The organism is Enterococcus sp. AZ156 (assembly GCF_051714165.1).
In the GTDB taxonomy this organism is placed as follows: domain Bacteria; phylum Bacillota; class Bacilli; order Lactobacillales; family Enterococcaceae; genus Enterococcus_B; species Enterococcus_B pernyi.
Genome location: NZ_JBIORI010000001.1, coordinates 2080351 through 2100699, shown reverse-complemented (window position 1 = coordinate 2100699; position 20349 = coordinate 2080351). Strand labels below are relative to the sequence as shown.

Below are 20349 nucleotides of genomic sequence, written 5' to 3'. Positions count from 1 at the left end.
ATTGAATAAGAGTGAATGATCATAGGTCTATATCCAAACGCTATTATATCGGAGGGCAAGGCAGTGGAATGAACAGCATGATGGGCTCTTTTTTGTTGAGAATTAGGTATATACCAGTTATAATAAAATAGAAATGAAAGGACGGGTAGATGTTATGTCGAATCAATTACCGGTATATATACAAATTCACGATCAAATCAAAAGTGAAATCGAGCAAGGCGTCTGGAAAATTGGAGATCGTCTTCCTTCAGAAAGAGAATTAGCCATCAAGTTTAATGTTAGTCGAATGACTTTAAGACAAGCAATCCAAAACTTAGCCGATGAAGGAATCCTTGAAAGAAAAATTGGATCAGGTACCTACGTGGCACGAGAAAAAGTCCAAGAAAAGATGTCTGGTGCAACCAGTTTTACCGAAATCATGGAATCACAAAATCGTGTACCATCCAGTCGAACGATTTCTTATTTTCTCACGTCACCAAGTTCGAGTGAAATGGAGAAATTGCAACTAAAAAAAGATGATACTATCTTACGAATGGAACGTATTCGTTTTGCTGATGATATCCCTATTTGCTTTGAGATTGCGAGTATTCCGCAAAAAATCATCGACGGATACAGCAAAGCAGAAATTACGGAGTCATTGTACCGAACACTCGAAGAAAAAAGAGGAAACAAGATCGGTGCGGCGAAACAAACAATTTCAGCAGTCTTAGCTTCAGAAAAAATTGCTGAATATTTAGAGGTCAAGCGAGGAGATGCTGTTTTACGTTTAAGACAGATTTCTTACTTTGAAGATGGCACGCCATTTGAATACGTACGTACCCAATATGTCGGCGACCGCTTTGAGTTTTATTTAGAAAGATGATCGTTCATATTGAATAAAAAGACCAGAGAATAGTCATTGGCATAGCTGCCTTCTATTCTTTGGTCTTTTTCTCTATGATCAGGCTCATTCTCTTGTTTGAATGAGTTGTTCATGATAAGAAACAGCGCCTTCAGTAAATGTCACTTGACCGCTTAAAAGTTCAATGATTGCTTCTTGGAAAGCAGAGACCTCTTTTTCATTGATCATGCAAACAACGATGACTTTTTCTGTATAGCGGATTTCTTTCACATTCACCTGCTGGAGTGCCAAGAAGTTTTCTATTTTTCCTAGCTGGGGATAGGCAATATGAATCGATAATTCTTGTTGCAATGTCCCTTCAACGATGCCAATTTCTTGTAATGCGTGGGAAACCGAATGCGCATATGCACGAATCAAGCCGCCTGTACCTAATTTGATCCCGCCGAAATAACGAGTCACAACAGCCGCAACATTGATTAGTTCATTTTTTTTGATTACTTCTAGCATCGGCACGCCAGCAGTTCCACTCGGTTCACCATCATCGCTACTTCGTTGAATCTCATTTTTTTCACCAATCACGAACGCACTACAATTATGATTGGCTTTCCAATGTTCTTTTTTTGTTTCTTGGATAAATTGTTTTGCTTCTTCTTCCGTTTCAACTCGTTTCAGTGAGCAGATAAAACGTGATTTTTTTATTTCAAGCTCACTTTGACCATTTTCTTTGATCGTGTAATAACGTTCTAACATCTGTTTCACTACTTTCATTGTTTGTTCTCGTCTCTTTTCAAGTATAGAGAATTTTTTTCTGCATGACAATTATGTTAATAGTTGCTTAACGAAGGGAATATGGGATAATAAAGAAAAGTGAGGTGCGTAACATGAAAGAACGAGTCAAAAAGTATGATGCCATCACTCATTATTTAAAGACAAATGGTGGCTCTCAAATCACGCTGACATTTACTCAAATCGATGAGTTGCTTTTTCCAAGTAGTGCCTTGCCCCGTTCTGCACGAGAAAGTACCGATTGGTGGGCGAACGACTATAAACATCCTGAAAAAGGCGCCTATGGCTGGATCAATGCTGGCTATGAAGTGGTGGTCATCAATTTAGAAAAAGAATTTATCGTATTCAATCAATTAGTCAAATCCAGTTGGTTGTTTGACGAATAACTATTTTTCTAGCTGTTGATCCGATCCCTCGATTCAAGTTCAAATTTAGGTCTAGCTACATATATCAGTATGATCTGAGTCCGAAAGTTTCTGTTAAAGAAATGGCCCGCTGACTCAGTTTCATACTTTTTTTGTTTTTCATTGAAATCATCACGTTCGTTCGTCCGCTTATTAGCTGATTTTCTAATTGGATCAATCCGATTGATTCTGCATGAAGAATTTCTTTTTTGGCGTATCTATTTTGCGAAGGGAGAGAAGTGCACATGCAAGCGGAAGATTTTTTTGGGCGGCGATTATTAACTAAAGAAGTATATGGGAATGAACATTCTTATGAAAAATTGAACTATGTAGTGGTCGATGCAATCACAATAAAAAAGAAGCAGCTTTATTGCAATCGTTGCAGTCAAACGACCCCTTTGCAAACTGCAAGGCTCAATGCGTCTACCTACTACTGTCCCCACTGTCTGTTTTTGGGGCGTTGCGATACCCTGCAACAGCTCTACTTATTCGAACAACCAAATGGAAAGAAGCGTCATATAAATCAATGTTGGGAAGGTCAATTAACAACACTACAACAGCAAATTTTGGATGACCTATGTGAACGATCGGGTGAGCATTTGGTTTGGGCAGTTACCGGTTCAGGCAAGACGGAGATGCTTTACGCCAGTATCCGAAAGACCTTAGCTAAAGGTAGGAGAGTTGCTATCGCCTCACCAAGGATCGATGTTTGTCAGGAATTATACCTACGACTTAGCAAGGTCTTCCCAGAAGAAACGATCCGCCTGCTTCATGGGAAATTAGACGAACCTGATCGCTATGGTTCTTTAGTGATTTGTACGACGCATCAGTTGTATCGTTTTTACCGAGCATTTGCTCTTTTAGTAGTAGATGAAGTGGATGCTTTTCCATTTGTGGGGGATCAAGGGTTAGCTTATGCAGTGGAAACCGCGCTACAAAGAAATGGCCAACTGATATATTTAAGTGCGACACCCGATGACCAGTTATTGAAAAAAAGCCGAACAGCTATGACTGTTCATCAGTTGGCTTTACGCTTTCATCAACGATTATTGCCAGAACCGAAACTGCTTTTTTGGGATCAGTGGGCTAATCGCTGTTTACACCCAAAAAAGAATCAACGATTGTGTCGCTTGATCCAAGAGCTAGTCAAAGAAAACCATGTGCTATTGTTTTGCCCGAGTATCTCTTTAATGGAGCAATTGGAGAAACAATTAAAAAAACAATTGTCTTGTCGTATGACATCCGCCTCATCAAAAGATGAAGCACGTAGTAGCAAAGTCCAAAATATGAGAGAGCAACATTACGATGTGTTTTTGACAACGATGATCTTAGAGCGCGGGGTGACTTTTGAACGGATCTCAGTCGTTGTTTTAGGCGCCGACCATCCGGTATTCAGCAAATCATCACTGGTCCAAATTGCTGGACGTGCCGATCGAAAGGGAGGATTCACCAATAGTCAGGTCTATTTTTTCTATGAAGAAAAGACACGTGCTATCGCAAAGGCGTGTAAAGAAATCAAACAAATGAATAAAAAAGGAAAAGAGCAACGAGATGAGATGCGTATACTGTAAGAAAACATTTAGTAGAAATATAACAATTAGTGAATTGCTTGGACTGAAAAAAATAGCGAGACGTTGCCAGGAATGTCAATTTTTATTCCAACGAATACAACAGGAGAGTAGCCATCAGTGCGAAGGCTGCCAAAAAGTATGGACGAAACAGGCGATTGATCAACCTGACTATTGCCGAGATTGCTTGCATTGGCGTACGCGTTATCCTGACTATCGTTTTTGTCATCGTGCGTTCTTCCGCTATGATCACGCGTTCCGTACTTGGCTCAAACAATATAAATTCATGGGGGATATCCTGTTGGCACACACATTCAGCTTAGAGTTACAAGAATTACGAAAACAATATAAGTCGTTTGTTTTTTGTCCGATCCCATTGTCTACAGAAAGGATCAGCGAAAGGGGATTTAATCAAGTGAGTGAACTATTGAGAGCTGCTGGGCTTCCTTTTCAAGAATTGCTGATCAGAGAAAAACACCATACACCGCAATCTAAAAAAACAAGAGAGCAACGTTTGATTACGTCCCAACCATTTGTTTATCAGCCATCTACACTTAAAATCAAAGGGGAAAATATCTTACTGATCGATGATGTTTATACGACTGGCCAGACGATGTTCCATGCAGCGACCTGCCTATTGGCGCAGTCACCCAATAAAGTACAGACGTTCTCACTTGCTAGATAAGCTTTTTGTAGAAACAGCAGTAAAATGACAGCGATTTAGTTTGCAAATGCTTACGAGTTCGATATAATAGAAGTAAGAAGAGGGAAAGAGTGGTCCTTCTCCTTCTTGATTGTGGTAGATGAAAGGGGTAGTTTTTATGTTTAGATATAATGTACGCGGCGAAAATATCGAAGTAACTGAAGCGATTCGTGACTACGTAGAGAAAAAAGTAGGAAAATTAGAACGTTATTTCAGCGATGCTCCCGATGCTACGGCGCATGTGAATTTAAAAGTTTATACTGAAAAAACAGCAAAAGTGGAAGTTACGATTCCATTACCTTATCTCGTATTACGTGCCGAAGAAACTTCACCAGATCTATATGCAAGTATTGATTTGGTTGTTGATAAATTGGAACGTCAAATCCGCAAATTTAAAACAAAAATCAATCGCAAATCTCGTGAAACTGGTTTGAATACAGCAAATGCGGCGGTTATGTTCAATAATGAAGACGAAGAAGAAAATGAGTCTGAATTAGATATCGTGCGTACAAAACGCTTGTCATTGAAACCAATGGACAGCGAAGAAGCTGTTTTACAAATGAATATGTTAGGCCATAACTTTTTCATCTTTGAAGATGCAGAAACGAATGGTACAAGCATTGTTTACCGTCGTAAAGATGGCAAATATGGATTGATCGAAACTGATTGATAAATAACGAAAGAATAACATGAGAAAAACTTGCAGTGGTCTCTAATGACTACTGCAAGCTTTTTTTTCGGATTGAATAGATAAAAAAGAATATGAAATAATTATGAAGATATCACTTTAATTGTCTTAAGTTATTTCATTTATCCACAACTAATGATAAAATAAGAAACAGAGTCTACATAGTTTGGATATTATATAAAAGGAGATTAAACAACGCATGGCCAATTTTATTCGTTCGATTATCGAAAATGATAAGAAAGAACTAAAACGTTTAGAAAGTATTGTAAAAAAAATCGAAGCTCATGCTGATGATATGGCAGCATTAACAGATGAACAATTACAAGCAAAGACAACCGAATTTAAGGAAAGATATAAAAAAGGGGAAACATTAGATCAACTTTTACCAGAAGCTTTCGCAGTCGTTCGTGAAGCAGCAAAACGCGTATTAGGATTGTACCCTTACCCTGTGCAGTTGATGGGGGGGATCGTACTTCATGATGGAAATATTCCAGAGATGCGTACCGGTGAAGGGAAAACCTTGACTGCTACGATGCCTGTTTATTTAAATGCTTTGACGGGAGAAGGCGTTCACGTAGTTACTGTCAATGAATACTTGTCTACCCGTGACTCCAATGAGATGGGTGAGTTATACAACTTCTTAGGTTTGACAGTTGGTTTGAATATCAATTCAAAATCAGCAGATGAAAAACGTGAAGCCTACAATTGTGATATTACGTATAGTACAAACAACGAGCTAGGGTTTGACTATTTGAGAGACAACATGGTCGTTTATCGTCATCAAATGGTACAACGTCCATTGAACTATGCAATCGTCGATGAAGTCGATTCGATCTTGATCGATGAAGCAAGAACGCCATTGATCATTTCTGGACAAGCAGAAAAGTCAACTGCGTTATATACGCGTGCTGATAACTTTGTCAAACGATTGAAAGAAGAAGAAGATTATAAAATCGATGTTCAATCAAAAACGATCAGCTTGACTGAAGCGGGAATTGAAAAAGCCGAAGAAACTTTTGGTTTAGATAACTTATATGATATCGAAAATTCTGCTTTAACGCATCATATCGATCAATCATTACGCGCAAACTATATCATGATTTTAGATATCGACTATGTGGTCCAAGATGGAAAAGTAATGATCGTTGACCAATTTACTGGTCGTATCATGGATGGACGCCGTTATTCTGATGGCTTGCACCAAGCGATTGAAGCCAAAGAAGGCGTGGAGATCGAAGATGAAACAAAAACGATGGCATCGATCACATTCCAAAACTATTTCCGTATGTATAAGAAATTATCTGGTATGACAGGGACAGCGAAGACAGAAGAAGAAGAGTTTAGAGAAATCTACAACATCCAAGTCATTCAAATCCCTACAAATCGTCCGGTCATTCGTGATGATCGTCCAGATTTGTTATATCCGACATTGACAAGCAAGTTCAATGCAGTCGTTCAAGATATCAAAGATCGTTACCGTAAAGGACAACCTGTTCTTGTAGGTACTGTCGCTGTTGAAACGTCTGAATTGCTTTCTGATTTATTGAACCGAGAACGCGTACCTCATGAAGTACTAAATGCCAAAAACCACTTTAAAGAAGCCGAGATCATCATGAATGCTGGTCAAAAAGGAGCAGTTACGATTGCAACGAACATGGCTGGTCGTGGTACGGATATCAAGTTAGGTCTAGGTGTTCGTGAGTTGGGTGGATTAGCCGTTATTGGTACAGAACGTCACGAATCAAGACGTATCGATAACCAGTTACGTGGACGTGCCGGTCGTCAAGGAGATCCAGGGATGTCACAATTCTACTTGTCTCTTGAAGATGACTTGATGAAACGATTCGGTTCAGAACGAATCAAAGCTTTCTTGGAACGCATGAAGATCGGTGAAGAAGATGCAGTGATCCAAAGTAAGATGTTGTCGAAACAAGTTGAATCTGCGCAAAAACGTGTAGAAGGAAACAACTACGACACACGTAAAAACGTTCTTCAATACGATGACGTGATGCGTGAACAACGTGAAGTCATCTATAAACAACGTCAAGACGTCATCATGGAAGAAACAAGTCTATCTGAACCATTGATGAATATGGTCAAACGAACGATCAGTCGAGTAGTAGATGCACATACTCAACTTGAAAAGGAAAACTGGAACCTTGAAGGGATCGTTGACTTTGCTGGTAGTACACTTGTTCATGAAGACAGTATTTCATTGGCTGATCTAGAAGGCAAGACACCGCAACAAATCAAAGAATTCTTAAATGAAAAAGCACAAGAAATCTTTAATACGAAAGCTTCACAACTAAATGGACCTGAGCAATTACTTGAGTTTGAAAAAGTCGTGATCTTACGTGTTGTCGATTCAAAATGGACAGACCACATCGATGCAATGGATCAATTACGTCAATCGATCGGACTACGTGCTTACGGACAAAACAATCCACTTGTCGAATATCAAACAGAAGGCTACAAAATGTTTGAAGACATGATTGGTGCAATCGAATACGAAGTAACACGTATCTTTATGAAAGCAGAGATCCGTCAAAACGTCCAACGTGAACAAGTGTCTCAAGGACAGCCTGTTCAACCAACAGAAGGCGGCGCGAAAGAAAACAGTCGATTGAATGTGAAATCACAGCCTGTCAGTGTCAATAAAGTTGGTCGTAATGACCCTTGTCCATGTGGCAGTGGTAAAAAATTCAAAAATTGTCACGGCAAGAATGAAATGTAATCTTTCCTATTGAAAGAAATCGTTCATACTGAACAATAAGATTTGATCAATTCAGAAAAGGAACTCCCCTCATATGAGAGTGATCGTTCCTTTTCACAAACTAAAATAGATAGGGAATCTTAAAGCACTATTTTTTGTTTTATGACTTCCCTGAGGTCAAGCAGTACTGAGCCTCAAGAAATAAGGTGGAATCCGCAAAAATCGTTCGTTGAATTTTTGTGGATTCCACCTTATTTCCGAAGAGGTTACTTTTGGGACACACTACCATTAAGAACGGAATGAAAAAGGGAAAGTGGCAAGCTTGTCGCATCTTATTCTTTCTGTTCGTTCAAGATTCTGGTAGACTAAACAATGAAGATTAGACAGAAAGAAGGAAATCGAAATGGAAATTTCTGAAATTCGAAACCTCCTAACCGAAATGCAAGAGAAAGTCACAAGTTTTAGGGGGTCTCTTTGACTTAGATCAGCTGGAAGAAGATATTGCTGAAGCAGAAGCAAAAATGGCTGAACCAGGTTTTTGGGATGATAGTGAAGCTGCACAAAAAGTGATCAATGAAAATAATGCAAACAAAGAAACCTATGATCAGTTCAATGAACTCGCACAAGAGCTAGAAGAACTAGAATTGATGGTGGAAATGTTACAAGAAGAGCCAGATGCGCAAATGCAAGAAGAAGCACAAGAGCGAATCAGTGCGTTAGCTGAAAAAATGACGACTTACGAATTAGCCATGTTACTAGACGGACCTTATGACCGCAATAACGCCATCGTCGAGCTGCATCCAGGTGCTGGGGGAACAGAATCTCAAGACTGGGGAAGTATGTTGTTACGAATGTACACCCGTTGGTCAGAGCAACACAACTACCAAGTGGAAATGTTAGATTACCAGGCTGGTGATGAAGCTGGAATCAAAAGTGTGACATTATTGATCAAAGGGAATAATGCTTATGGTTATCTGAAATCAGAAAAAGGCGTTCACCGTCTTGTTCGGATCTCGCCATTTGATTCGGCGAAACGCCGACATACGTCATTTTGTTCGGTCGATGTCATGCCAGAATTAGATGACATGATCGACATCGAGGTCAATCCTGATGATTTGAAGATCGACACTTACCGAGCAAGTGGAGCGGGTGGACAGCATATCAACAAAACAGAATCTGCTGTACGGATCACGCATTTGCCAACAGGAACGGTCGTTGCCAGTCAGGCACAACGCTCACAATTAAAAAACCGTGAACAAGCGATGGGGATGCTGAAAGCGAAACTTTATCAATTGGAAGTTGAAAAGAAAGAACAAGAAGCAGCTGCATTACGTGGGGAACAAATGGAAATCGGCTGGGGCTCACAGATCCGTTCTTATGTTTTCCATCCGTATTCGATGGTCAAAGATCATCGGACCAATGTGGAAACTGGAAATGTCCAAGCGGTGATGGATGGCGAGTTAGACCCATTCATCGATGGCTATTTAAAAATGCATATATAGTATGCTTACGATTAGTAGTAAATTGAAATAAAATTGTAAGATTTCGAAAGCAAGCTGAAACATTCCCATGCTATAATGACTAAAGACTGAAAAGATATGGAGAGAACGCCATGATTGAAATGAAGGATGTAATGAAGAAGTACTCAAATGGTACCACAGCTATCCGAAATCTCTCGATCGTCATTGACCAAGGAGAGTTTGTTTATGTAGTAGGACCATCTGGTGCTGGTAAATCTACATTCATCAAATTGATGTACCGAGAAGAAAAAGCAACGAAAGGAACATTGAACGTTGCTGGCCATGATCTGATAAATATCAAAGATCGTGAAGTACCTTATTTACGTAGAGAAATCGGAGTAGTTTTCCAAGACTATAAATTGTTGCCTCGAAAAACAGTATATGAAAATGTCGCATATGCGATGCAAGTCATCGGTAGAAAACCTCGTGACATAAAAAAACGTGTCATGGAAGTTTTAGACTTAGTCGGCTTGAAACATAAAGTACGTGTTTTCCCAAGTGAATTATCAGGTGGGGAACAACAGCGTGTTTCGATTGCTCGAGCAATCGTGAATACACCAAAAGTATTGATTGCAGATGAACCGACAGGAAACTTAGACCCGGAAAACTCATGGGAAATCATGAAGTTATTGGATCGGATCAATGCGCAAGGAACGACTGTTGTTATGGCTACACATAACAGTACGATCGTTAATACAATTCGTCACCGCGTAATCGCCATTGAAAATGGCCGGATTATTCGTGACCAAGCGGAAGGGGAATATGGATACGATGATTAGAACCTTTTTCCGTCATTTATTAGAAAGTATCAAAAGTTTAAAACGAAACGGTTGGATGACCATCGCATCAATCAGTGCGGTGACGATCACACTGACTTTGGTTGGTGTATTTATGGCAATCATCATGAATGCGACTAAATTAGCCGAAGACATCGAAGGTAACGTAGATGTTTCTGTGTTCGTTGATATCGGGACGAATGAGAAAGATATGAAAACACTCGAAAAAGAATTGAATGAACTTGAACACGTCAACAAAGTTGAATTTTCAAGTAAAGACCAAGAATTAAAGAAAATCCAGGATCAAATGGGTGATTCTTGGAGTTTGTTTGAGGGAGACGGCAATCCGTTATACGATGTATACGTTGTAACAACGACACAACCTTCTTATACTAAAGAAGTTTCTGAAGAAGCCGCGAAGTTGAAAAATGTTTTCCGTTCGGATTATGGTGGCACTTCGTCTGACCGAATCTTTGATATTGCTGCGGCAGTACGTACATGGGGATTAGCAGCAGCTGCCTTGCTATTATTTGTCGCGATGTTCTTGATCTCAAATACGATTCGTATCACGATCATTTCACGTCAAAGAGAGATCCAAATCATGCGTTTAGTTGGTGCCAAGAATGGCTATATCCGTTGGCCTTTCTTCCTTGAAGGAGGTTGGATCGGCTTGATTGGAGCCATTATTCCTGTATTGATTTTCACATTTGGGTATCAGGAAATCTACAAATTGCTCAACCCAACCTTGTTGCGTTCAAATTACTCATTGATACAGCCACAGGATATCGTTTGGAAAATCGACGCATTGATGGCCGGTATTGGTGTCATTATTGGTTCATTAGGTTCGATTATTTCAATGAGAAGATTCTTGAAATTTTAGTCAAAGATATGAAGCAGACCAGTGGGAGCGATCCTGCTGGTTTTTTTTTGTAAAAATTTTCATTCTCGAAAAATCTATTTTATAGAAAAATAAACTTACTCTTTCCTGTCTATCTATAGTATTCTAAGGAAGTCGGTTTTTCTGGTAGACAAATCAGTGGTTTTTCTTTACTTTAAAAAACAACTTCGCTATCCTAAGGAGGATAGCCGGATAAGAGGTGAGGCAATGGATATTATTTTTGACAATTTTTCGACGATCTTACTGCTTACGAACACATTATTATCTTTAGTGATCGTTTTTACCGAAAGAAAAGAAACTGCTCAAACTTGGGCATGGTTACTTGTATTGACTTTTATCCCGATACTAGGTTTTTTCCTTTACATTTTCTTTGGACGTGGGATTTCAAAAGATAAGATATTTGATTTGAAGATTCAAGGAAAGATCGGTAAGAACTTAGAGATCGAAGAGGATCGACAGGCATTGATGCGGGGATTATACCCACATCCTCCGACTGGACAAGTGGATGTCAAACAGTTGATTTATATGTTAACTGTTGGAGAAAGCACACTGTATACCACAAGCAATGATGTGACGCTGTTCACCGATGGCAGAGAAAAATTTGACCGGTTGATCGAGGATATTGAACAGGCAACTGACCACATCCATCTACAATATTATATTTATCGCAGCGATAGCTTAGGGATCGAGGTCTGCCAAGCATTAACTTCTGCTGCTCGCAGAGGGGTACAAGTAAGAGTTTTACTGGATGCGTGGGGATCGACGGAAGTTTCAACCAAGTTTTTCCATGAGTTAAAAGAAGCTGGTGGAGAAGTTGCTTTCTTTTTTCCGCTTTTTGTTCCTTATCTGAACCCGCGAATCAATTATCGTAATCATCGAAAGATCGTAGTAATCGATGGGAAAATTGGTTATACAGGTGGATTCAATGTGGGAAATGAGTATTTAGGTCTCGTACAAAAATTTGGTTATTGGCGAGATAATCATTTGCGTATCTATGGTGAAGGAGTCTATGCGCTACAAAATCGCTTTTTGATGGATTGGAATTCTCAACATACAAAAGAAGTGCATTATGCGGCGCGCTTTTTCCCAAGTATTGCATCAACCGGTGAGATTGCCTTACAGGTCGTGACGAGTGGACCAGACTCAGAACATGAACAAATCAAAATGACGTACCTTAAAATGATCTCACTGGCCAAGCGGGAGATTTTGATCCAAACGCCTTATTATATTCCAGATGAATCAATCCATGAAGCGTTGAAATTGGCATTGCTATCCGGTGTGAAGGTCCATTTGCAGATTCCCAATAAACCAGATCACCCATTAGTGTATTGGGCAACGTATTCTTTTGCTGCTGAATTGATCGAATATGGTGCTGTCATCGAAACTTATGAAAATGGATTTATTCATGCGAAGACAATGATCATCGATAGCGGAATCGTTTCCGTAGGTTCAGCAAACATCGACGTTCGTTCTTTCCGTTTAGATTTTGAGGTCAATACACTGATCTATGACGAACGGCTCGCAACTCAAGTGCGAGGGGCATTTTTTGAAGATGCAAAAGTTTCTGAGCGTTTGACAAAAGAACGTTACGAGGCTCGGGGCTGGATGATCAAGCTAAAAGAGGGATTGGCTCGACTTGTTTCACCACTCTTGTAAAAAACTGAACAAAAAAGGACATGAAATAGACTCATAAGAGCAGATTTTCATGTCCTTTTCTATCGGGGCCATTTCTGTAGTTTTATTACAAGAAATGGAGAAAGCGTCTCGCAAGAGCGGGGATTAACTTTTGGGGTATTTCTTGTTTTTTGGGGAAAGCAAGAAATAAGTTAATGCTTGCTTGGTACAGAGACACATTTCAATGCCAGTATAGCATAGAAAAATTTATTGAGATAGTATTTTTTTTAATTAAATTAAATTATTTGTTATTTAATAAAATCAATTGATTTTCAAGTAATAGTGAAAATGTTAAAATGGAAATACTTTAGGATTGAAGGAGATTTCTAATGAAAAAATTACGATTATTAATACCAATGATAGCACTATTTATAACAATGTCTGGGTGTTCAAACCTGGTCGACCAAGGTGAATCGATCACAGCGGTGGGATCATCCGCTTTACAACCTTTAGTTGAAACGGTTGCTGAGACATATCAATCAGAAAATCCCGGCAAATTTATCAATGTACAAGGTGGCGGAAGTGGTACTGGTTTATCGCAAGTCCAATCAGGTGCTGTTGAGATCGGTAATTCTGATTTGTTCGCAGAGGAGAAATCAGGGATCGATGCGTCCGCGCTGATTGACCATCGAGTAGCAGTAGTGGGCATTACACCAATTGTCAACAAAGAAGTCGGCATTGACAACATTTCGATGGAAGACTTGAAAAAAGTATTTACTGGTGAACTGACGAACTGGAAACAACTAGGTGGGAAAGATCAGCCAATCGTGATCTTGAACCGTGCAGCAGGTAGTGGAACGAGAGCAACTTTTGAAAAATGGGTCTTAGACGGTGAAACAGCGATTCGTTCCCAAGAACAAGATTCTAGTGGAATGGTCCGTCAAATCGTTGCGGATACCCCAGGAGCAATCAGCTATGTCGCATTCTCTTATGTATCAAAAGATGTGGATACACTGAAAATCGACGGAGTCGAGCCAACAGACAAGAATGTCACAACAAATGATTGGACGATTTGGGCTTATGAGCATATGTATACGCGAAAAGAGACAAGTCAATTAACGAAAGACTTTTTAGCTTATATCTTATCAGATGAAGTGCAAAAAAATATCGTTGGAGATTTAGGCTATATTCCAGTGTCGAGTATGAAAGTTGAACGCGATTGGGAAGGTAATGTGGTGAATTAACCATCTTTACACAAAATTTACAAAGTTAGCAAAAAATTTACATGTTATTAAAATCAAATTGATATTCGCTTAGTAGACTGTATAGGTATGTTAAAGGACCAAGGAGGAATCATCTGTGGAAGATGTAAAAAAAGCACTAGTAACTAAATCCAAGCGCTCGAAAATGGAACAACGTGGAAAGTTTATCAGCTTTTTATGTATTGCATTGATTGTAGTGGTTGTTTTAGCAATATTTTATTTTGTTGCCAGCAAAGGGTTAGCGACCTTTTTTGTTGATAAAATCAATGTTTTTGATTTCTTATTTGGAACAAATTGGAATCCAAGCGCACTCGGGCCGGATGGAAAACCAATGGTAGGAGCTCTACCAATGATCGCGGGTTCGTTTATCGTTACTTTTTTATCTGCGATCATTGCAACACCTTTTGCCATCGGAGCAGCTGTGTTCATGACAGAAATCTCTCCGAAAAACGGAACAAAGATTTTACAACCGGTCATTGAACTACTTGTAGGTATTCCTTCAGTTGTTTATGGGTTTATCGGTCTATCCGTCATCGTTCCATTCATTCGCGGCATTTTTGGCGGAACGGGTTTTGGTATTTTAGCCGGAACATTTGTGTTGTTCGTAATGATCTTACCAACGGTTACGACGATGACAGTCGATGCGTTAAAAGCCGTACCAAGACACTATCGTGAAGCTTCTCTTGCATTAGGAGCAACGAGATGGCAAACCACATATAAAGTAGTCTTACGCGCAGCAATTCCAGGAATCTTGACAGCTATCGTCTTTGGGATGGCTCGTGCCTTTGGTGAAGCCTTAGCGATCCAAATGGTTATCGGTAATGCGGCATTGATGCCAACAAGCTTTACCACTCCAGCTGCAACGCTGACATCGATCTTGACGATGGGTATCGGAAATACGATCATGGGTACCGTTGAAAACAACGTGTTGTGGTCTCTAGCCTTGATCCTACTCTTGATGTCATTATTCTTTAATATCGTTATCCGCTTGATTGGTAAGAAGGGAGAATTGAAATAATGAATGCAAAACGTTCTGATAAAATAGCAACAGGTGTCTTATATGTGATTTCAGGCATCATCGTCCTGATCCTCGCTGCGTTGCTTCTTTATATCTTAGTTCGCGGTATTCCACATATCTCTTGGGCATTTTTGACTGAACCGTCAAAAGCGTATCAAACTGGCGGAGGAATTGGAATCCAATTATTCAACTCTATCTATTTACTGATCATCACAATGATCATCAGTTTTCCGATTTCACTGGGTGCAGGAATCTACTTGTCTGAGTATGCAGGTAAAAACTGGTTGACAGATGTCATCCGCACATCCATTGAGATTCTTAGCTCATTGCCTTCTGTCGTTGTCGGTCTCTTTGGTTTCTTGGTTTTCGTTATCCAATTCCAATATGGGTTCTCGATCATTTCAGGTGCCTTGGCATTAACCGTATTCAACTTGCCTTTATTGACTCGGACAGTCGAAGAATCTTTACAAGCAGTTCATTACACACAACGCGAAGCTGGTTTAGCTCTAGGATTGTCTCGTTGGGAAACAGTGCTTCGTGTCGTTGTTCCTGAAGCGACACCAGGTATTTTGACGGGGGTCATCTTGAGTTCTGGCCGTATTTTCGGTGAGGCCGCAGCGTTGATCTATACCGCTGGTCAAAGTGCGCCAGCCTTAGATTTTACTAACTGGAATCCATTTAGCATTTCCAGCCCGATCGGTATCTTCCGACAAGCTGAAACACTAGCTGTCCACATTTGGAAAATCAATACAGAAGGAACGATGCCCGATGGGGTTTCCGTTTCGGCAGGAGCTTCTGCAGTATTGATCATCGCTGTGTTACTATTCAACTTTGGTGCTCGAGCAATTGGAAAACGTCTGCACCGTAAAATGACTTCAGCTTAAGGAGAAGAAGCAGAATGAAAGAATATAATATGAATGAAACCAACATCATCAAAATGGGCGCTGAAAAAGATATCGCGCTATATACAGATGATTTGCATGTATGGTATGGCGATAACGAAGCCATTAAAGGTGTCAATCTTGAATTTGAAAAGAATAAAATCACTGCATTGATCGGACCATCAGGGTGTGGGAAGTCCACTTATCTACGTTCATTGAATCGAATGAACGATGGGATTGCAAACACGAAGATCACTGGAAAGATCATGTATAAAGAAGTCGATGTCAATGCACCACAAATCGACGTTTACGAAATGCGCAAACGAATCGGCATGGTGTTCCAACGTCCGAATCCTTTTAGTAAATCAATCTATGACAATATTACGTTTGCCTTGAAACAGCATGGTGAGAAAAACAAACAAAAACTAGATGAGATCGTCGAAACTAGTTTGAAGCAAGCGGCATTATGGGATCAAGTCAAAGATAGTTTGAATAAAAGTGCTTTGGCGTTATCAGGTGGACAACAGCAACGTCTTTGTATCGCTCGTGCAATCGCGATGAAACCAGATATTTTATTGCTTGATGAACCAGCGAGTGCGTTAGACCCGATTTCTACTGGGACTGTTGAAGAAACGTTAGTCAACTTAAAAGAAGATTATACGATTATTATTGTGACTCACAATATGCAACAAGCTGCCCGGATCAGCGATTACACTGCGTTCTTCTATCTTGGAAATGTGATCGAGTATGACAAGACGAATAAGATATTTACTAGACCTAAGATTCAGGCAACTGAAGACTATGTGTCCGGTCATTTTGGTTAAGACGGAGGACTTGCTATGACAAAAGAAATTATCTCATCAAAAGATCTTCATCTGTATTATGGGGAAAAAGAAGCCTTGAAAGGCATTGATCTAAGTTTCAATAAAGGCGAGATCACTGCAATGATCGGACCATCTGGTTGTGGGAAATCTACTTATTTACGTTCATTGAATCGTATGAATGATTTGATCCCAGGTGTAACGATCACTGGTAGTGTCGTTTACAAGGGCAATGATATCTACAGTCCTAAAACGGATATCGTTGGACTACGTAAAGAAATCGGTATGGTGTTCCAACAACCAAATCCTTTTCCATTCTCCATCTATGAAAATGTCATTTATGGGTTGAAAATCAAAGGTGAAAAAGACAAAAAAGTGTTAGACCAAGTAGTAGAAGAGAGCTTGAAAGCAGCATCTGTTTGGGAAGATGTCAAAGATAAATTGCATAAAAGTGCGTTGTCTTTATCAGGTGGACAACAACAGCGAGTGTGTATTGCCCGTGTGTTAGCTGTCAATCCAGAAATTATTTTATTAGATGAGCCAACTAGTGCCTTAGATCCAGTCTCTACTGGTAAAATAGAAAGTATGTTATTAGAATTAAGAGAACGCTATACGATGATCATTGTGACTCACAATATGTCACAAGCATCACGTATCTCAGACAAAACAGCTTTCTTCTTAGATGGCAATTTGATCGAGTTCAACAATACGAAAAAAATATTTATGAATCCTGATAAAAAAGAAACGGAAGATTATATCTCAGGACGATTCGGATAAGGAGGAAAGAGGATGTTACGAACACAATTTGAAGAAGAATTATTGAACCTTCATAATCAATTTTACGAAATGGGAATGATGGTTAGTAATGCCGTGCATAAATCAGTGCGCTCTTATACAAAACACGACAAAGTTCTTGCAAAAGAAGTAATTGAAAATGACATTACAATCAATGATATGGAAACACGATTAGAGAAAAAAAGTTTTGAAATGATTGCTTTGCAACAACCGGTGACAACTGATCTACGAACGATCATCACAGTCATGAAAGCAAGTTCAGATTTAGAGCGTATGGCTGACCACGCAGTATCAATCGCCAAGTCAACGATTCGTCTTAAAGGAGAAACAAGAATTCCTGAAATCGAAAAAGAAATCTCTGATATGTCTGATTATGTCAAAAAAATGGTAGATAATGTCTTAGTCGCTTACGTTAAAACAGATGAAAAGGATGCACGTACGATTGCAAATATGGATCATCGTGTCAATGAATCATTCAATCGGATCTACAATGCAACGATCAAAAATATGCAAGCAAATCCCGAAACTGTTATCAGTGGAACGGACTATGTCAACGTAGCAAGTTATTTAGAGCGGATCGGTGATTACGTAACAAATATCTGTGAATGGATCGTGTATCTAGCTACAGGTAAAATCACTGAGTTGAACACAAATCATAACGAAGAGACTAATCAAAGATAAAAATCATTCGCTGATTTTTGTCAAATGCTGATCAGTATTTCTGAGAAATAAGCGCCAACTTCCGAAAAGAGAGATATATTTTTGGAAGTTGGCTTTTTTATTAATATAGAAGACAATTATTCGAGATTTGGCGATGATTAATTGTTTGTTGTTATCCATTTCATAAATTTTAAGGATCGGGTACATTAGATATCCTGTTCCTTCTAAAAATGAATAAACGGTGTTCAAGAAGCAACACTTCGGACATAAGTCAAAAAAAAAAAAAAATGAAAAAGCCATTTTCGATTTTTCTGCCTTATGCCTTAGTACTGACCGCTTCTTTCACAACCTTAGAATAAACGGTGTTCAAGAAGTAGCTCCTTCAGAAATAAGCGTGAACCCCCAAAAATTTGAAGAACAATTTTCGGTTCTTCACGCTTATTTCTCGGAGCTGAGCACTTCTTTCACAACCTTAGAAAGGAAGGCGTATGTACAAAAAAAATCGATTATTGATCAAATGTTTGATTCTTTGTAGTTGTTTTGTGGCCGCATGGGTAATCCAACATGCCACTGAATGGTACGAAGACCCAATCATGCAAGTACAGCAAGTATCGCTAGAAAATGAACAACAAGTAATCAAAGGAGAATTGATGAATACGCAAGCGAAAGGAACAGAACTCACTCTGTTTATTCCGCACCAAGAAAATCAGATCGAACATGCAAAAGCTAAGACGAATCAACTTTATCTCGTACGGAAAATCGGGGATGAATGGCAGATACTCAGCAAAAAAAATGACGGCTGGTTATTCCTTTTTACAAGTTTATTTATCTGTGCGCTCTTGTTCGTAGGCGGAAAAGCAGGCATATTCACTTTGATCAGTGTAGGACTCAATCTCTTGTTATTGATTTTACTTCTTCAGGGTTTCACGCAGATCCAAGGGATATCTTTGGTGATGACGAGTGTCCTTTTTGTCTTTCTAGGAACGGTCATTTGCGTTTTTGCCTTAGATGGTTGGCAACAAGGTGGACTGATAAAAATCGTCGCAACCATGACGAGTGTAGGTGTAGCTTTTCTAATTTGTTTGTTCGCAATGGATTATTTGAACGATCAAGGATTACGTTATGAGGAAATGAGTTACTTGACTCGACCGTATCGTTCCGTTTTTTTAGCTAGTTTATTAGTAGGGATGACAGGTGGGGTATTGGATACAGTTGTCACAGTCACGACAACTTTAGATGAGTTGGTGAATAAAAAACCAAAAATAACGATGAAACGATTGTGGCAGTCTGGTCAAATGGTAGGACAAGATGTAATTGGCTCCATGACGAATATCTTACTATTCGTATACGTCAGTGGGACGATCCCGATGTTACTTGTTTACTTTAACAATGGTTGGCCCTTGAGAGATGCGATTGAGCTACATCTCTCGTTGGAATTGCTACGTGTGATCAGCGGAAGTCTAGGCATTGTCCTTTCGATTCCCATTACACTTTTATGCTATTTAGGCCATTTGAAGTATCGGAGGGCGATTTGATGAATGTACTTTTGCTCTTAGCACTTCTCTTAGTGCTATTGATTTTACTGGTTGGTGGGAAAAATGGGCTCTATACGATCTTAGGTCTGTTCATCAACGTCCTGTTGTTTTTCCTTCTATTACTCCTCTATCATTTTCGGTTGCCAATATTACCAAGTGCCATCGTGATCTTTTTATTGATCACTAGTGTCACATTGTTTTTTGTTAATGGCTATAATCTCAAGATGAAAGCAGCTTTTCTTAGTGTATTGCTTTTTTTAGTGGCTTTCTTAGTGGTGACGCCGTTTCTTTCTGAATTAGCGATCCAAGGGTTTACAAGGATTGAATTAGATGAACTGACAGGGTTCGATTTGCATGTACCCTTGGATTTTTTCGCATTGACGCGAGCAATTTTATTGATCAGTGTGAGTGGAGCCGTATTAGATGCAAGTGTGTCCATCGCTAGTGCGACGTATGAAGTATATCTGACAGATTCATTACAAAGCTATCGGGAATTAGTAAAATCGAGTATACGGATCGGCAGAAAAATTTTAGCTACAACAGTAACGACCTTGGTTTTTGCTTTTATGGGAAATTGTTTAGCCCTGATATTGTGGTTCATTGATCTAGAATTGTCTTTTGGCCAGTTGATCAACGAAAAAACTTTCGTTTTGGAGTATGTAACTGTAGTAGTCACGACAAGCGCAGCGATCCTTGTTTTACCGATAACATCAGTCATTTCTTCAATTTTATTTACTCGACAGAAAAAATCATCCTAAGAATGAGAGAAAGTTACAACTTAAGTCCTATGACTTTTTCTTCAAATCATTGCATAATATGTATGTAAGGAAAAGCTTGCAAACAATTTTTGCTATAAGGAGGCAATT

19 protein-coding genes are annotated in these 20349 nt (G+C 39.3%); 18 read left to right on the top strand and 1 reads right to left on the bottom strand.

Annotated features, from left to right (window positions below; translation table 11 throughout):
- Positions 1-154: 154 nt before the first annotated feature.
- Positions 155-862 carry a GntR family transcriptional regulator gene (locus tag IGJ95_RS09930; protein ID WP_010734905.1) on the top strand — a complete coding sequence of 236 codons (708 nt, stop codon included), beginning with the start codon at positions 155-157 and terminating at the stop codon, positions 860-862.
- A gap of 84 nt (positions 863-946) precedes the next feature.
- Here IGJ95_RS09930 and IGJ95_RS09925 read toward each other — a convergent pair whose 3' ends face one another.
- Entirely contained in the window at positions 947-1591 is a 645-nt protein-coding gene (locus IGJ95_RS09925) for a YigZ family protein (protein ID WP_023520031.1), read from the bottom strand.
- Between the two features lie 131 nt (positions 1592-1722).
- Here IGJ95_RS09925 and IGJ95_RS09920 point away from each other — a divergent pair, with 131 nt between their 5' ends.
- From IGJ95_RS09920 to IGJ95_RS09840, 17 genes are all read left to right on the top strand, one after another.
- On the top strand, positions 1723-2013 hold the full coding sequence (locus IGJ95_RS09920) for a DUF7662 domain-containing protein (RefSeq protein WP_010734907.1): 291 nt from the start codon (positions 1723-1725) through the stop codon (positions 2011-2013).
- 263 nt (positions 2014-2276) lie between these two features.
- Positions 2277-3602, top strand: a complete 1326-nt coding sequence (locus IGJ95_RS09915) for a DEAD/DEAH box helicase (RefSeq protein ID WP_438761813.1) — start codon at positions 2277-2279, stop codon at positions 3600-3602.
- Entirely contained in the window at positions 3583-4284 is a 702-nt protein-coding gene (locus IGJ95_RS09910) for a ComF family protein (protein ID WP_062804904.1), read from the top strand. Before IGJ95_RS09915 ends, IGJ95_RS09910 begins: the two co-directional genes overlap by 20 nt.
- 136 nt (positions 4285-4420) lie before the next feature.
- On the top strand, positions 4421-4972 hold the full coding sequence (gene hpf / locus IGJ95_RS09905; RefSeq protein WP_010734910.1) for a ribosome hibernation-promoting factor, HPF/YfiA family: 552 nt from the start codon (positions 4421-4423) through the stop codon (positions 4970-4972).
- 217 nt (positions 4973-5189) lie between these two features.
- On the top strand, positions 5190-7724 hold the full coding sequence (gene secA / locus IGJ95_RS09900; protein ID WP_010734911.1) for a preprotein translocase subunit SecA: 2535 nt from the start codon (positions 5190-5192) through the stop codon (positions 7722-7724).
- A 382-nt stretch (positions 7725-8106) separates the two neighbouring features.
- A protein-coding gene (prfB, locus tag IGJ95_RS09895; protein ID WP_194928335.1) for a peptide chain release factor 2 occupies positions 8107-9205 on the top strand; the annotation gives its coding sequence in 2 pieces (ribosomal slippage) (positions 8107-8178 and positions 8180-9205; 1098 coding nt in all).
- 110 nt (positions 9206-9315) lie between these two features.
- Positions 9316-10002 carry a cell division ATP-binding protein FtsE gene (ftsE, locus tag IGJ95_RS09890; RefSeq protein ID WP_010734913.1) on the top strand — a complete coding sequence of 229 codons (687 nt, stop codon included), beginning with the start codon at positions 9316-9318 and terminating at the stop codon, positions 10000-10002.
- Positions 9995-10879 (top strand): permease-like cell division protein FtsX, encoded by an 885-nt coding sequence (ftsX, locus tag IGJ95_RS09885; RefSeq protein WP_306795955.1) that lies wholly within the window; start codon positions 9995-9997, stop codon positions 10877-10879. The genes ftsE and ftsX overlap by 8 nt, the downstream gene beginning before the upstream one ends.
- 225 nt (positions 10880-11104) lie before the next feature.
- Entirely contained in the window at positions 11105-12553 is a 1449-nt protein-coding gene (gene cls, locus IGJ95_RS09880; protein WP_010734915.1) for a cardiolipin synthase, read from the top strand.
- 347 nt (positions 12554-12900) lie between these two features.
- Positions 12901-13755, top strand: coding sequence for a phosphate ABC transporter substrate-binding protein PstS (locus IGJ95_RS09875; RefSeq protein WP_010734916.1), 855 nt, complete (start codon positions 12901-12903; stop codon positions 13753-13755).
- 115 nt (positions 13756-13870) lie between these two features.
- Entirely contained in the window at positions 13871-14791 is a 921-nt protein-coding gene (gene pstC / locus IGJ95_RS09870; protein WP_034687410.1) for a phosphate ABC transporter permease subunit PstC, read from the top strand.
- Entirely contained in the window at positions 14791-15675 is an 885-nt protein-coding gene (gene pstA, locus IGJ95_RS09865; RefSeq protein WP_010734918.1) for a phosphate ABC transporter permease PstA, read from the top strand. The genes pstC and pstA overlap by 1 nt, the downstream gene beginning before the upstream one ends.
- 14 nt (positions 15676-15689) lie before the next feature.
- Entirely contained in the window at positions 15690-16496 is an 807-nt protein-coding gene (gene pstB / locus IGJ95_RS09860; protein ID WP_010734919.1) for a phosphate ABC transporter ATP-binding protein PstB, read from the top strand.
- A gap of 15 nt (positions 16497-16511) precedes the next feature.
- On the top strand, positions 16512-17270 hold the full coding sequence (gene pstB, locus IGJ95_RS09855) for a phosphate ABC transporter ATP-binding protein PstB (protein WP_010734920.1): 759 nt from the start codon (positions 16512-16514) through the stop codon (positions 17268-17270).
- Positions 17271-17282: 12 nt separating this feature from the next.
- Positions 17283-17969, top strand: a complete 687-nt coding sequence (gene phoU, locus IGJ95_RS09850) for a phosphate signaling complex protein PhoU (protein WP_010734921.1) — start codon at positions 17283-17285, stop codon at positions 17967-17969.
- Positions 17970-18436: 467 nt separating this feature from the next.
- Complete coding sequence (locus tag IGJ95_RS09845; RefSeq protein ID WP_010734923.1) at positions 18437-19483, top strand: YibE/F family protein; 1047 nt, start codon at positions 18437-18439, stop codon at positions 19481-19483.
- Positions 19483-20241, top strand: coding sequence for a YibE/F family protein (locus IGJ95_RS09840; protein ID WP_438761810.1), 759 nt, complete (start codon positions 19483-19485; stop codon positions 20239-20241). The genes IGJ95_RS09845 and IGJ95_RS09840 overlap by 1 nt, the downstream gene beginning before the upstream one ends.
- Positions 20242-20349 lie beyond the last annotated feature (108 nt).